This window comes from Paenibacillus sp. N3/727, from assembly GCF_022637315.1.
Classification (GTDB): domain Bacteria; phylum Bacillota; class Bacilli; order Paenibacillales; family Paenibacillaceae; genus Paenibacillus_AQ; species Paenibacillus_AQ uliginis.
On sequence record NZ_CP093336.1, the window covers coordinates 4070008 to 4084011 of the forward strand.

A 14004-nucleotide genomic window follows, 5' to 3' on the forward strand; every position below is an offset into this window, starting at 1 on the left:
ATGAAACGTATTTCATACGTTTTGCGTTCAGCTTATTAATTAAAAAGGTTCTGGCTATTCCATATTTCCGTCACTTTCATTAATGACGATGTCTGCACTTTCTTCAAACACATTGGGACACGGAACATTAGTTACTTCCTCGGACTGCCGGACCCAATGACCGATATTACGGTACAATGCTTCATACGATTGATCCAGCACGTCTTCCGGGATATGCTCTGCACTCACAAAGTTGTCCGGTTCCGGTAATTTCATGGTAACTTTCCTCCTGGCAAGTTGGATAATGACTGTTCATAACATCTGTAAAATTGCTGTCCGTTTAGTTAATATTGTTGATGCCCCCTACTTTTATACAGTCTTTCTAATACGAAGAGCCCTAATGTACCCTAACCTCAAGACTTCAAGAACCATTTCGATCATTCACATGTCATTTTCCCGATATATAAAAAACGGAAGAGGCAGCATTGTATAATGCCACCTCTTCCGCCTTATATTTATTACTACAACGAACGGTTCAAAAAAGCACGCGTCCGCTCCACTTTCGGATTATTGAATATTTGATCCGGTGTACCGGACTCAATCACTTCACCATTGTCCATAAAAATGACCCGGTCAGCCACATCTCTCGCGAACCCCATTTCATGGGTTACGATCACCATCGTCATATGTTCTTCTGCAATCTGTTTAATAACCTGCAACACCTCTCCAGTGAGCTCGGGATCCAGAGCCGAGGTCGGTTCATCAAAAAGCAAAATGTCAGGATTCATCATTAATGCCCGGGCTATGGCTACTCGCTGCTTCTGGCCTCCAGAGAGCTTGCCGGGAAGGGCGTCAGCCTTGTCGGCAAGACCTACTTTTTTGAGCAATGCAGCACTCTTTTGACGGACGACCTCAGCGGACTCTTTTTTGACATATTTCGGTGCCAATTCAAGATTTCGCTGAACCGAGAGATGCGGGAATAAATTAAAGTGCTGAAACACCATCCCCATTCGGGAGGTGATCTGTTTCAACTGCTTGCTGCCGGAATAAACGCCATTTTGAACGAGATATTCATCCTGTACACGAATGGTACCCCCATTGACCTCTTCTAGATAAACCAGACTGCGGAGCATGGTGCTTTTACCTGATCCTGAAGGACCGATAATCGCGATAACTTCGTTTTTATTTACTTCAAAAGATACATTTTTCAATACATTCAGATCGCCGAATGATTTTTTCAAATTGGATACTTCGATGATAGCCATTTCTTCGACAGTCCTTCTATTCAAATTTGAACTTGCGTTCAAGGTATTTAAACAATAACGTCAACACTAATGTCATCAGTAAATAAATAACGCCTGCCACAAAGAAAGGCAACAGTTTGAAATCCCGGTTGACAGCCGTTTGAGCGAAATGCAAGATCTCCGGAACAGCGACTGCATAAAGTAGCGCCGTATCCTTCACCAACGTAATCGATTCATTCGACACTGACGGGAGGGCAACACGGAACATTTGCGGTAGAATAATCCGAGTCGTCGTCTGCCAGCGGCTGAGTCCCAGCACCTGTGACGCTTCGTATTGCCCTTTATCGATAGCAAGCAGACCGCCGCGGAATATTTCTGCGAAATAAGCAGCGTAGTTTAACACAAACGCCAGACTAGCCGCTACAAAGCGATCCATAACCAGATACTCTCCTATAACCGGTAGAATCGGCAGCCCATAAACAAAAAACAACAATTGCAGCAAAAGCGGCGTTCCCCGCATGACGTAGATATAAGCATTGGCAAACCATACGAGTGGCTTGATAGCACTCTTCACCATTAAAGTCAGTCCGAAGCCAAGCGGGATAGACGCAAGAATCGCGATGATAAACAGTAAAATCGTAATCCTTGCTCCTTCGAGCATAGGGATCGTGATGTCTATAAGATAATTTATGTCCATTATTTCGATGCTCCCATTACTAAAACATTTATCTGCATACCTCAAAGAAGACAGACCGCACCCTAGCGGTGACGTCTATTTCAATACTTTATCCTCACCAAACCATTTTTCAGAAATTTTAGCTGCAGTCCCATCTGCATTAATTTCATCTAAAGCTTTTTGAAGCTCATTCAAGAGTTCTTCTCTTCCATTCTTGACTCCGATACCATATTCTTCAGGAGCAAGTGACTCTTCGAGCAATGTATAGGTTCCTTCTTCTTTCGCCATATAATACTTCAAGACAACCTCATCGATAACAACGGCATCCAGACGGCCATTCTTCAAATCACTTAGCGCCAGAACGTTATCTGAGAACTCCGAAATATTACTGATTTGAGATTTGATCTCATTGGCAGCCAGCGCGTCAGCAGCTGAGGAAAGCGACTGAAGTCCTACATTTTTACCTGCCAAATCGCTGATTCCTTTAATATCTGAATCCGCCATAACCGCTACAACCTGACTGTTTTTTAAGTATGGCTTCGTGAACAACACTTTTTCTTTACGTTCATCGGTAATTGTGTAACCGTTCCAGATCAAATCAATCCGGCCGCTGCTTAACTCCGATTCTTTTGTCTTCCAGTCGATCGGCTGGAATTTAATCTTGTACCCCATCTTCTCAACTGCAGCACGGGCATAATCGATATCAAACCCGACAATTTCATTCTTCTCGTCCCGGAACCCCATCGGCGCGAATTTATCGTCGATGCCGACAATCAGCTCTTTATCTCCGCTCGCGGAGCTTGCACATCCTACGATGGATAATAACAATACTAGACTCATGAATAACAATGATAGCTTTCTCATTGCAAATACCCCCTATACACTTAACCAGATCTCATTTGGATTACAGCCTCTTTCTTTCTCGCTTTAATACGTTATCAGAGCTTCATGATACCATATTAGCACAGAAGAGTCGATACCTTCAGAAAATGAGGGCGCTTTCTCTATAATTTCATTCTATTTTAAGGAAAAATTAAGGATGATTTCAGCATACCCGGAAACAATGAGGGGTAGAACCACAACACAATACCATACAACGAAGAAAGGCGGTATATGAATTTGAGAACACAGAACCTATGGATCAAGAGGCTTCTTAGCCTCACCTTAACCCTGGTATTCGCCATGAGCTTCCAAGGAGTATCAAGTGCTGATTTGGCTAACGCTGAATCTGGTACAGCAAGCAACCAAACTTTCAAGCACGAGAGAGGAATGCTGAAAGAGCTTGCCACGTTCCTTAAGCTTGAACCAAAAATTATGCATGAAAAGTTACAGAGTGAGTCACTCTCTGATATTGCACAAGCGCAAGGTATCACCCGTGCTGAACTCAAAACCAAGGTAATTGAGCTTATGAAAGCACACGCGGCTTCTCGCCCTACACCTTTGGGAACCACCTTAGATTTCTCTGCTGCGGCTGAAAGGTTTATGGATGCCAAAGGCGGGTGGCATCACGGTGGAAAACGGCACCACAAGCGCTTGATGAATGTAGAGGAATTGGCCAAACTTCTGAACATGACGCCAGATCAACTTAAAGAATCTCTTCAATCCGGCAAAACGCTTGCCAAGCTGGCAGAGGAAAATGGAGTCAGTGTGCAGTCGGTCATCGATCAGCAGGTTAAAGCTGTCACGGGCCGGCTAGATCGCCATTTGGCAGAAGGAAAGCTTACGAAGGAGCAATACGATGATCGCAAAGCTAAAGTTAAACAATTTGTTACTGACTTCGTTAACGGTCGGATTATGAATCCGAAAGAAGATCACTTCAGACATCGCAGCATTTCCCAGAACACATTTGAAGATTAAGAGAATCCTTAAATAAGCCGTATGATTTTCGGCTCGAATAGCATGTGAGGACACAAAAAAACGGCCTGCATAAATGCAGGCCGTTATATGTTACATATTAAGGTGTGTATTGCTGAATAATTTTAACTACGACACCGTCCTCAACGGTAACGTGGTATGGGAACCAGCTCATATCAATAATATCGTTCTTATCATAAGCTGACAGGAATTTATTCAAGCTAACTGCTTCATTCCAAAAAATTTCAGCATCTTCCACTTGTCCTGTGTGGTCATATAACTGCAGCAGAACCTCGGCATCATCAGCAACTCGCAGAGTCACCTGCTCTTCCGTATCATTTACAATATAATAACCATTCGGAGCTTCTGTCATTTCAGGATCCTGTTCGCGTTCACGGAAGATCTCATTCGCTTCTTCTCCTTCATACCATTGAATCGGATCTACATTTAGATATATATATCCATCTTTCACTTCTATAGAATTAATGAATACGGCCTCTTGGTTTGAAGTTTTCTCAACCGGTTTGTAATCCTCATTACTCGAAGCCACCCCAACCGTCGTCATCATCATAAATACCAACAGCATTACGGACGCTAATTTCCAGACTCTTTTTTCCATAATTTCATCTCTCCCTTATGTACAGATTGGAGAACAGACATCTATATAATGATTACCCTTATGACTGGAACTTAAAACCAATTTCTAAGTATGGATCATATTTCTTTGTCGTTCTATATAGCTAGTATATGAAAAACAGAAACAAAAAGGGTTTCATTTCGTCTTTAATTCGTTACAATAATTCAATCTTCTGGACACAAATAACCCGTCTGTCTCTACACATAAGTGTTGAAACAGACGGGTTATTACTACAAAAACTATTAATCTTAATAGCTTAAGGCAATAATTTTACTTATTGAACGCTTCAGTCAATATGGGCACGATCTGGGATTTACGGGAAACGACACCTTTCAAAAATGCTTGGTTATTATTCAGTGTCACATTATAAGCCTTCTCCACTGCCTGGGATTCCTCTCCCAATGCAAGCGCGATAGAGTCGTTGTTCAAAATGTCCGTTACAACGAAAACAAACAAATCCAACTTCTTCTCAGCAATGATTGCGGAGATCGCTTCCTCTAGCTCCGTCTGAAGAGAAAGGACATCGTTCGTGTCAACCGCATTAACTTGGGCGATTTCTACCTTTGCTCCGCCCATCTGAAATTCTTTTGCATCCAGTGAGATGAGTTGAGCGATGCTCTTGTCGCTCAGATCGGCTCCGGCTTTCAGCATGTCCAATCCGTATGCATCCGCATCAACACCAGCAATTTCAGCCAATTCACGGGCTGCAGCCACATCTTCATCTGTGCAGGTAGGTGATTTAAAGAGCAGGGAATCCGAAATGATCGCGGACAGCATCAGACCAGCGATTTCTTTGGAGATTGCAACACCTTTTTCTTTGTAAATTTTGTTCAAAATCGTTGCTGTGCATCCAACCGGTTCAGCACGGTAATAAAGCGGATGGCTTGTCTCAAAATTAGCAATACGGTGATGGTCAATGACCTCTACAACGCGCACTTGATCGATATCGCTTACGCTTTGTTGACGCTCATTATGGTCTACCAGAATTACTTCTTTCGCTTCGTTAGCTACCGTCTCAACATACCGCGGAGCGTCCACCTTGAAATAATCAAGCGCGAATCGGGTTTCTCCGTTAATGTCTCCCAAGCGGACTGCTTCCGCTTTAAGACCAAGTTCTTTTTTCAGCTCGGCATACGCTATAGCAGAACAGATTGTATCCGTATCCGGATTTTTGTGTCCAAAGATCAAAGTATTTTCCATAATAATTGCCCTCCGTCGATTGTTATCTTGACTCATGAGAAACTTCTGCTGGTCAAACTCCTATCTGATTATATCGCTAAATTCTTCTTATTCCAATTAATTTACACTGAATTTCAAAAAATCCTTCAAACAAGAACGATTTCTGGCTCTGGTACAAAACCGAACTTCCGATGAATCGCTTCGGTTATCACTTCCATCAAATGCACAATATCAGAAGCCTTGGCCTGATTCTGGTTCAATATCATATTGCCATGATGAGGAGAGATAATCGCTCCCCCATGCTCTGTTCCTTTCAAATTCAGCTGATCGACCAGAGAGCCAGTGGCTACACCATAATCATAATTGTTCTTAAACACAGAGCCACATGACGGATAATCGAAATGGCGTTTGCCAGTCCGATATTTAATAATATCAAGCATAGATTCCGGTGTTGGAATGCCTTTTCCCGCAAGAGCATGAACTTCTCCCAGGAAAAAGGAAAAGAACTGCGGAAGTGATGACGGATGGTTCCCCCTCTCCTTCCAAGCCGGCGCCAGATTGGAGACATACTGGATTTGCTCTTCGGAATGAACAGGAATATTCAGATCAGCCCCGACAATAATCCATGGATGATGCTGGAAAATAGACTGTTTGTATGCAAAATCACACTCTGCTGAGGGAATGGATTGAACCGACATCGCTCGGGAAGATAAATCGATATAATAAACGGTATCAATAATATCGCAAATTTGGCGATGATTGTACTTTGCATTCATATAAATGCCTGCCCCAAGACAACCGGGAAGCAGGAACGTAAAGTCTAACAAATCTGTACCGCCACTAAGCCCCATTAAAGAGAGCAGTGACATCGGGGTTCCAGCAGATACAAACCATTTATCCCCCTTTGTTTTCAGCTCGGTAAATCTCTTGAGAGAGACAAAGACCATCTCCGGATCAGGCTGATCAGGAAATAAAATATTAGATCCCATGCCAAAGGTGTACCAAGGCAACCCTCGCTTCTTGCAATCCTGATACAACGCAGCCAGGTCTTCTGCCGTCTCGGGCAGCGCCACATAATTGGCCGCTCCTCCAATGCTATACGTAGAGAAGCTCGACAGCGGTATATTACGCAAGCATAACCGTTCAACAGCGGATGTATGTAAACTCATCGGTGTCATGTCACTCCTCTAAAAATATTTCGTCTTTGATACATCAAGGGTAATTACGATGATCTATCTAAATATATATTTATGTTTCATAATTATGATGGAAGCTCTTGACCCATGTCAATTCATTCACAGATAAGCTTCCCTTTAACAAACTAAACAGCCCCTTGAAAAGGGCAACAAGATGCCAACTTCCAAGGGACTGTGTTTCTAACTGTCAGGATCACTTCGGAGTGGATAGATCTCTCCACACCACAACAAACTCTTCTTGTTCCGCGCCCTCGTATTGACTATATTCCTCAAGTGCATTTCCGCATTCACAAGAAATCTGATCCGATCCATAGTTATCTGTACCGAAAACAAAGACTATTCAAGAAAATCTTTTAATCGTTTGCTTCGGCTAGGATGTCTTAGTTTACGAAGTGCTTTGGCCTCAATTTGACGGATACGCTCTCGGGTTACCCCAAATACCTGACCCACTTCCTCAAGCGTTCTCGTTCTGCCATCCTCAAGTCCGAACCGGAGACGTAGAACATTCTCCTCCCGCTCCGTCAGGGTATCAAGCACTTCTTCCAGCTGTTCTTTCAACAGTTCAAAAGCTGCTGCGTCTGCCGGAGCGAGCGCATCTTGGTCCTCTATAAAGTCGCCCAGATTCGAGTCGCTTTCTTCCCCTACCGGAGTTTCAAGAGAAACCGGTTCCTGAGAAACTTTAAGAATTTCCCGTACTTTTTCGGGGCTGATATCCATCTCTTTACCGATCTCCTCAGGAGTCGGCTCACGTCCAAGATCTTGAAGAAGCTGGCGCGAAATTCTTACAAGTTTATTGATCGTCTCAACCATGTGTACAGGAATACGAATCGTTCGTGCCTGATCGGCGATTGAACGGGTAATAGCCTGTCGAATCCACCATGTGGCATATGTGCTGAATTTAAATCCTTTAGAATAATCAAACTTCTCAACAGCTTTAATCAGACCCATATTACCTTCTTGAATGAGATCAAGGAATTGCATGCCTCGTCCCGCATAACGTCTTGCTATGCTGACGACCAGACGAAGGTTGGCTTCGGCCAATCGGCGCTTGGCTTCTTCATCACCATTATTAATTCTTTTTGCAAGTTCTATTTCCTCATCAGCTGAAAGAAGCGGAACACGTCCAATCTCTTTCAAATACATACGAACCGGATCGCTGATCTTGATGCCTGGAGGAAGCGTAAGATCATCGTGTACCGAAAAATCCTCTGTTGGAGAGCTCGCTGTTTTTTCCGGTTCCACAGCCTCACGTTCCATTGCGAAATCCGCACCGTGACGGTTTTCCATTCTATGCCCCCCTGTTGACATTTCTGATATTTTATGCTAATCTTATTGTAGATTATTATGACTTCAAGACAATAATTGTTTATCCGTCATTCTATCATATTAATACTATGTTTTCAACTTATAAATAATGTAAGGACAACCGATCTCATTCGAGATCGGTTTTTTTGTTGATAAATATGAACCTAAAATATATTAGAGCATATTGATACTTGAAAAAAGTATAACGTTATCCAAAAAAGCGGTCAATAACTTCTGAGATCACCGCACTTTTAATCGCTTACTGATATAGTCATTCATTCCTGTCATAAATCATTTGAGCTTGCTGATCAACTGCTTAGCTTCCGCATTCAACTGCTTCACATCAGGACCTGTTACCGGCTGATCATTGATGTTGTACTTCTGTTTTAGACGTAAAATGGTCAGTACTCGTTCATCCAATACTTTTTCAGTGATTCGCTTGCTTTTTACAGCTTGAATTAATGACTTGATTACAGCTTCTTCTTTATCGTACTCATGCCCCACCAGAACAATGTTAGTTCCCGCCAATACTGAACGGATGGCTACCTCGCCAATCTCAATCTTACCAGCTCCAGCAGCCCCCATCGTCATATCATCAGTAATGACAACTCCCTTAAATCCAAGCTGCTCACGTAGTACGCCTGTAATAACAGGCTTTGAGAATGAAGCAGGGGTTTCAGGATCGATCTTCGACATAAGCAGGTGGGAGACCATCACCACGTCAGCCCCGTTATCGATTGCATCCTTGAACGGAGCCAGTTCCAGGTTATTCAGACGTTCCAAGTCATGTTCAACTACAGGCAGTCCAAAATGAGAATCGACGGACGTGTCCCCATGGCCGGGAAAATGCTTCACTGCCGGAACAACACCTGTTTCTTGAATCCCTTTCATCGCAGCGATCCCAAGTCTACCAACCTGTTCGGCACTACTGCCAAAGGAACGATCTCCGATGACCGGATTATCCGGATTGCTGTTCACATCAAGCACAGGAGCAAAGGCCATGTTCAAACCGAATCCGAACAGCCTTTTCCCGATTTGACTGCCGATCTCTTGAGCTAGCGCGGGATCATTGTTCTCTCCGACTCTACCGCTCGAAGGCAGCTTTACAAACGGTTCGGGCATTCGAGAGACCCTTCCCCCCTCTTCATCAATACTCATCCAGAGCGGAATTGGATTACCGGCATTCGCTTTCTTTAAACTGTTAAAGAGCTGTACCGACTGACTTATACTTTCCATATTGTCCTTGAAAAAAATAAATCCACCAACATGATATGTATTCAGCAGTTTACGGGAGGAACTGTCCAACGTTGTACCTTCCATACCGACAATAACCAACTGACCTACTTTTTCTTCCAAGCTGAGTTCTTTCAGCTGTGTAAGCGCAGAATCATTTGAATCGTCAACAGGCTTGTTGGCAACAGGATCTTTCGTCTGTGATTTCTCCTCCTTCACTCCATTTGAAACTTTAGGGCCATCACTGGTTTCTGTCTTCGGCGGTATCTGTACTTCGTCCTTGGTTGTCTCCGAAATAGTACCACACCCGACGATCGCAAGAATTAGCAGACAAATTAACACACTAATATATGTACAACGCTTCATAATACACCTCCCTTTCATGTACCTCATTTGTTGTTCTACTTCTAGAAATATTCTTTGATGTCCTTCCTGACAAGAAGAAAAAACCGCAGCAGTGTACAGCTAGAACCTTCTATTTAATCAGCCCGAGCTCTCTTGCCTGGTCTTCTGTCAATATAAATTGTTCATTGTCCCAGGCTTCATCATCTTCTCCCAGTCCAAACATGACTATTATATCATCCCATACTTTCTTCTCCATCGCTTCAGTTTGACTGATGATGATCTTCATAAGATGAACTCCTTTGGATATAGATTACCATACTGTATTGTTGCCATTCATATCGCCTCCAAATACTTATACAACCGATATCATACGGTTAGAAACGATGAACTTATGACAGCGGCTCCAAAAAGATATTCGATGAAATCAACAAATTTTCATAATGAAAAACAGCCTGATAATGAAATTCAGGCTGCTGATTACTAACTAATATTCAACTATGATCAGGAAAAAGAGGGCTGATTTTTGATCCATGACATGGCAAGTGTTCCTTCGCCCGTATGAACACCGACAACAGGGATAAACGTCATAATCTCAGTTTTAAGAGACGGATGCAAACCACTCAATTCTTTTTCAATTTCTTTGGCTTCTTCCTCATTGTTTGCATGCATGATACATACCTTTTTAATTTTCTGAATGTCAAACTTAAGTGTTTCTACCATTTTCTGTTTGGCTTTCTTGAAGGTCCGGATTTTCTCTTCGACTACCACTTTGCCCTCCTCAAAACGAAGCAGCAAATGAATGCGCAACAGATTACTTAGCAGTAACTGAGTGCCTGACACTCGTCCGCTACTGTGCAGACGATGCAAATTTGCCGGGATAAGGTAGAAGGACGTATTTTGTACCATGGTCTCGATTTTTTCCTTAATTTCATGAATCGAATGCCCCAGTTTATGCCAGCTTATTCCCGCCATCACCATTTCACGCAGCGGAAACGCGCCGAATCTGGAATCGATCCCAACAGCAGGAACCTCAGCGATTTCTGCTGCCTGCATGGACGTATTTAGAGTACCGCTTAACTCCGAAGAACAGTGAATTGCGATTACATCATCATATTTCTCTTTCAATGACTCATAGAGCTCAATGAATTCGCCAATCGGTGGCTGTGAGCTGCTGACTTTCGATTCATGGCGCATTTTCTCATAGAAATCTTCTGCCGATATATCAATGCTCTCTTTATATATCTCTTGCCCAAGAATAAGGCGTAAAGGAACGATATAAATATTATTTTCTTTGGCAAATTCTGGATCTATGGTGCTTGTGCTGTCAGTTACCCATGCAATGGATCTCATTTCTGATCACGTCTCACTTTCGTGTATTTCAAACATAAGTGTGGCAAGCGGTTTATGTTGTTAATAAAAATAATATATCAACCTTACCCCCCATGCAAATGGAAGTAATTATCCAGCCACCGTTTCCCCGTGAATATGCATGTTTCTTCTCCTATCCCTGCAGTAACAAGCGCGATGTAACCGTGCCATCATCTCTTCCAGATGATCAAGTGCCTTATAAGCTTCTATCCGTCTCATAGGCCCAAATCAGAATAGTTGGAATGGGTGGATCATAAAAAATGAAGCTGACTCTATGGGTTAATCAAAAGACCCAAGCGCAGCTCCATTATCTGAACAATTTATATTTGTTTAACCGAATTATAACCGCGTTCACCAAAGGACTGCAGTTCCATAATCCAATGTTCTTCTCTCTTGTTAACAACATCCTTTAAGTTGTAGAACGGATCATTGTTTGGTTTAAACACCTCAAGAATTTCAAACACGAAGGCATCTTCCCCATACTCGTTCCATTCCTTCTGCATACTTTTGTTCATGCTTGTTCCCATTTGAAGTTCAAAACGTTTACCGTTAATCGTCTTAAGATTCGGTGTTCCGACTACAAGGATTTTACCGTTTTTCACATTCTTAATCGCATAAACACCGGCTTCAATCTTGATTTCCTTGTACATCTGTTGTAACTCTTCTCTCCGGTTCATAATTCTAATTTCCTCCTTATCATAAAGCTTTATGAAATGAGCCAATACTTGCTGCCGTCTGGTTCACGGTCTATAAACCCGTATTCAATCAAAAACCGCCGCACGGTAACATAATCGTCATAAACACCCTTTAAAATCTCATTAACTTCCGGTTCTGTATAGGTTTTCCCTAGCTGGAACCGGGTCGCTATTTCACGTAGAACAACGTAACGCTGCTTTTCCTTCAGGTTAAACTTCGTCAGCTTCCCGTCCGTACCTGACGGGAACAATCTAGTCAAAATTGCCACCCGCTCTTCTTCCGTTACATTGTATCTTTCATCCACCATTTTGGCACTTTTGTGCATAGGCACAAAAGAAGGCGAGTGAGCATCTTTTTCCTTTAACAGCTCCATTAATGTTAACAAAACTTTGGCTTGGCGTTCTTTCTCCTTCAACGCAAACCGGTGGTTCCGAATCGTTGATGCGCTTCCGATTCCTGTTTCCTTTTGGACCTCAGCATCACTTTTTCCCTGATAGAACAATTGCAGTAGACGACTTTGGTGATCTGTCAGGCCGGTCAGTTTCTTGTCTAGGCCGGTCAGATATTGAAACACAGAGCCATGTTCACGCTCCACATGCAAGGCAATATATCGCTTTGGCTCATAGAGCAGACCGTCGTCCGGATAAATGAGTCCCTTTTCAATCTCTCGGCCGCATAACAAACACACCCATCCATGATCTTCCTCAAAAAAACCTTGTTTTAATTCTTCAATTGTAGCATTCCAAAAACGATCTTGAAGTTCCATGTGACTGACACCTTCCTTCTCTGATGATAATTATATAGACAAAATGTGATTACGTCTATAACGATTCGCCCCAACACGATTGTAGTTTTTTAATATTTCGAGGCCTCTAATAAATATCCAACTTTTAGAAACATTATCCTTTCTGAGCAACATGTAACCTGATAGAATAGAGAAGTTGCTGCTGAGAATAGGAGGTACCTACATGCGAATAATACAACAGACGGCAAAAGAGTGGAGTGAATGGCCACGTAATATAAAACTCTTCTTTCTAGCCAACGTACTTTACCAGATCGGTACAGGCATGTTCGGCGTCCTATACAATCTATACATAAAAGGTTTAGGTTATGCGGATTCGATGAATGGAACCGTCGTGAGTGTCCAGTCTCTAGCGACCGCCCTCATGTTCATTCCAATAGGATTTTTAGGTGACCGCGGCAGCCGCAAAAAAATCCTGGTGATGGGAGCCTTATTAAGTGGTATCGGCCTTATGGCCAGGTCACTGTTGGAATCTGAATGGAGTTTGCTTAGTCTTGCAGTGTTTACAGGACTCTTTTCTTCCTTTTTTCAAGTATTGGCAATTCCATTTCTTGCCGAGAATACAGCAAAATCTGCCCGTATGCGTATATTCAGCTATCATGCTTCGCTCGTCCTCGCTGCGCAAGTGCTGGGAGGTATGGGCGGCGGTTTTTTAGCGGATTTTATACAGCTGTTCGGGGCAGATCATGTGCAAAGTCTAAAAATCGTGTTGATGATCGGGGGAGCTTGTACTTTTGCTGCCTTTATTCCACTGTTGTTTACGACCGATTCCAAATTACAAGAAACAGTTGTACCTGAGCCAGCTGTTATATCTGGGGAAACACAGCCAGGGAGTGCCCGTTCCGACTTCAAGATTATCGGACAGTTTGCATTCGCACAGCTTCTCATTGGATTAGGTTCAGGTCTGGTCGTTCCGTATCTGAATCTGTACTTCACGAACCGGTTCTCCGTATCCTTATCTGCCGTAGGGATTCTTATCTCACTCGGACAAGTTATGACTATCGTGTCTATGTTGATCGGTCCATTCCTTGTTAACAAGGTCGGTGCCGTACGGGCCGTAGTCAGCTTTCAGATTCTTTCCTTGCCGTTTCTGCTACTTACGGGTTTTACGAATATTTTTGGAGTCGCTGCCATCGGCTTCCTATTCCGTCAGGCGCTCATGAATGCTGCCAACCCGATTCAATCTTCCATTCTGATTGACCGGGTTCCTGACCATCGAAGAGGTATCGCTAATTCGTTTACACAGACAGCATTTATGCTCGGCTGGGCAACGATGGGGCCTGTACAAGCTATGCTGGTTACGAATTATGGGAGTTATTGGGGGTATGCCATTACATTTTGTATCACCGGTACACTCTATGTGGCCTCGTCACTGCTCTACTACCGGATGTTCCGGGAACGAAAGAAACGGGGCGTTTCTACGCTTCCATCAGCTCTTTAACTATAGGCAATAAGCGGAATGGTCTGGGCCATTCCGCTTATTTCGTCTG

At 43.1% G+C, this 14004-nt stretch carries 15 protein-coding genes; 2 read left to right on the forward strand and 13 right to left on the reverse strand.

The features are described 5' to 3' along the window. Positions 1–54 precede the first annotated feature (54 nt). The 4 genes from MNQ98_RS18665 to MNQ98_RS18680 all read right to left on the reverse strand — a co-directional run bounded on the left by MNQ98_RS18665 (position 55) and on the right by MNQ98_RS18680 (position 2763). Positions 55–255, reverse strand: coding sequence for a hypothetical protein (locus MNQ98_RS18665; protein WP_241929610.1), 201 nt, complete (start codon positions 253–255; stop codon positions 55–57). A 245-nt stretch (positions 256–500) separates the two neighbouring features. Further along, a complete protein-coding gene (locus MNQ98_RS18670; protein ID WP_277883668.1) occupies positions 501–1244 on the reverse strand; it encodes an amino acid ABC transporter ATP-binding protein in 744 nt (247 codons plus the stop codon). A 16-nt stretch (positions 1245–1260) separates the two neighbouring features. Next, a complete protein-coding gene (locus MNQ98_RS18675) occupies positions 1261–1920 on the reverse strand; it encodes an amino acid ABC transporter permease (RefSeq protein ID WP_241929611.1) in 660 nt (219 codons plus the stop codon). 75 nt (positions 1921–1995) lie between these two features. Further along, entirely contained in the window at positions 1996–2763 is a 768-nt protein-coding gene (locus MNQ98_RS18680; RefSeq protein ID WP_241929612.1) for an amino acid ABC transporter substrate-binding protein, read from the reverse strand. A 255-nt stretch (positions 2764–3018) separates the two neighbouring features. Here MNQ98_RS18680 and MNQ98_RS18685 point away from each other — a divergent pair, with 255 nt between their 5' ends. After that, on the forward strand, positions 3019–3756 hold the full coding sequence (locus MNQ98_RS18685) for a DUF1707 domain-containing protein (RefSeq protein WP_241929613.1): 738 nt from the start codon (positions 3019–3021) through the stop codon (positions 3754–3756). Positions 3757–3853: 97 nt separating this feature from the next. On the opposite strand, the gene MNQ98_RS18690 is transcribed toward MNQ98_RS18685, so the two are convergent. The 9 genes from MNQ98_RS18690 to MNQ98_RS18730 all read right to left on the reverse strand — a co-directional run bounded on the left by MNQ98_RS18690 (position 3854) and on the right by MNQ98_RS18730 (position 12478). After that, entirely contained in the window at positions 3854–4372 is a 519-nt protein-coding gene (locus tag MNQ98_RS18690; protein ID WP_241929614.1) for a hypothetical protein, read from the reverse strand. Between the two features lie 288 nt (positions 4373–4660). Further along, the gene (locus MNQ98_RS18695) at positions 4661–5590 is read right to left on the reverse strand and encodes a manganese-dependent inorganic pyrophosphatase (protein ID WP_241929615.1); all 930 of its coding nucleotides are present in this window, start codon (positions 5588–5590) and stop codon (positions 4661–4663) included. A gap of 125 nt (positions 5591–5715) precedes the next feature. Further along, positions 5716–6738: a UDP-N-acetylmuramate dehydrogenase gene (locus MNQ98_RS18700; RefSeq protein ID WP_241929616.1), complete on the reverse strand. Its 1023-nt coding sequence runs from the start codon at positions 6736–6738 to the stop codon at positions 5716–5718. A gap of 363 nt (positions 6739–7101) precedes the next feature. Continuing rightward, positions 7102–8052, reverse strand: a complete 951-nt coding sequence (rpoD, locus tag MNQ98_RS18705; RefSeq protein ID WP_208919196.1) for an RNA polymerase sigma factor RpoD — start codon at positions 8050–8052, stop codon at positions 7102–7104. A 309-nt stretch (positions 8053–8361) separates the two neighbouring features. Continuing rightward, positions 8362–9669: a beta-N-acetylhexosaminidase gene (gene nagZ, locus MNQ98_RS18710; RefSeq protein WP_241929617.1), complete on the reverse strand. Its 1308-nt coding sequence runs from the start codon at positions 9667–9669 to the stop codon at positions 8362–8364. A gap of 109 nt (positions 9670–9778) precedes the next feature. Further along, positions 9779–9934 (reverse strand): hypothetical protein, encoded by a 156-nt coding sequence (locus MNQ98_RS18715; RefSeq protein WP_241929618.1) that lies wholly within the window; start codon positions 9932–9934, stop codon positions 9779–9781. 215 nt (positions 9935–10149) lie between these two features. Then, entirely contained in the window at positions 10150–10998 is an 849-nt protein-coding gene (locus MNQ98_RS18720) for a DegV family protein (RefSeq protein ID WP_241929619.1), read from the reverse strand. A gap of 338 nt (positions 10999–11336) precedes the next feature. Next, complete coding sequence (locus tag MNQ98_RS18725; protein ID WP_241929620.1) at positions 11337–11693, reverse strand: GIY-YIG nuclease family protein; 357 nt, start codon at positions 11691–11693, stop codon at positions 11337–11339. Between the two features lie 29 nt (positions 11694–11722). Further along, positions 11723–12478, reverse strand: a complete 756-nt coding sequence (locus MNQ98_RS18730) for a DUF2087 domain-containing protein (RefSeq protein ID WP_241929621.1) — start codon at positions 12476–12478, stop codon at positions 11723–11725. Between the two features lie 202 nt (positions 12479–12680). Between MNQ98_RS18730 and MNQ98_RS18735 the strand changes: the two genes are divergently transcribed. Then, entirely contained in the window at positions 12681–13955 is a 1275-nt protein-coding gene (locus MNQ98_RS18735) for an MFS transporter (RefSeq protein ID WP_241929622.1), read from the forward strand. Positions 13956–14004 lie beyond the last annotated feature (49 nt).

Bases quoted from the DNA above. Each gene is read 5' to 3' on its own strand.
- MNQ98_RS18725 (WP_241929620.1), bottom strand. From the start codon at position 11,693: ATGAACCGGAGAGAAGAGTTACAACAGATGTACAAGGAAATCAAGATT.
- MNQ98_RS18670 (WP_277883668.1), bottom strand. From the start codon at position 1,244: ATGGCTATCATCGAAGTATCCAATTTGAAAAAATCATTCGGCGATCTG.
- MNQ98_RS18665 (WP_241929610.1), bottom strand. From the start codon at position 255: ATGAAATTACCGGAACCGGACAACTTTGTGAGTGCAGAGCATATCCCG.
- MNQ98_RS18735 (WP_241929622.1), top strand. From the start codon at position 12,681: ATGCGAATAATACAACAGACGGCAAAAGAGTGGAGTGAATGGCCACGT.
- MNQ98_RS18690 (WP_241929614.1), bottom strand. From the start codon at position 4,372: ATGGAAAAAAGAGTCTGGAAATTAGCGTCCGTAATGCTGTTGGTATTT.
- MNQ98_RS18715 (WP_241929618.1), bottom strand. From the start codon at position 9,934: ATGAAGATCATCATCAGTCAAACTGAAGCGATGGAGAAGAAAGTATGG.
- rpoD (WP_208919196.1), bottom strand. From the start codon at position 8,052: ATGGAAAACCGTCACGGTGCGGATTTCGCAATGGAACGTGAGGCTGTG.
- MNQ98_RS18680 (WP_241929612.1), bottom strand. From the start codon at position 2,763: ATGAGAAAGCTATCATTGTTATTCATGAGTCTAGTATTGTTATTATCC.
- MNQ98_RS18675 (WP_241929611.1), bottom strand. From the start codon at position 1,920: ATGGACATAAATTATCTTATAGACATCACGATCCCTATGCTCGAAGGA.
- MNQ98_RS18695 (WP_241929615.1), bottom strand. From the start codon at position 5,590: ATGGAAAATACTTTGATCTTTGGACACAAAAATCCGGATACGGATACA.
- MNQ98_RS18720 (WP_241929619.1), bottom strand. From the start codon at position 10,998: ATGAGATCCATTGCATGGGTAACTGACAGCACAAGCACCATAGATCCA.
- MNQ98_RS18730 (WP_241929621.1), bottom strand. From the start codon at position 12,478: ATGGAACTTCAAGATCGTTTTTGGAATGCTACAATTGAAGAATTAAAA.
- nagZ (WP_241929617.1), bottom strand. From the start codon at position 9,669: ATGAAGCGTTGTACATATATTAGTGTGTTAATTTGTCTGCTAATTCTT.
- MNQ98_RS18700 (WP_241929616.1), bottom strand. From the start codon at position 6,738: ATGAGTTTACATACATCCGCTGTTGAACGGTTATGCTTGCGTAATATA.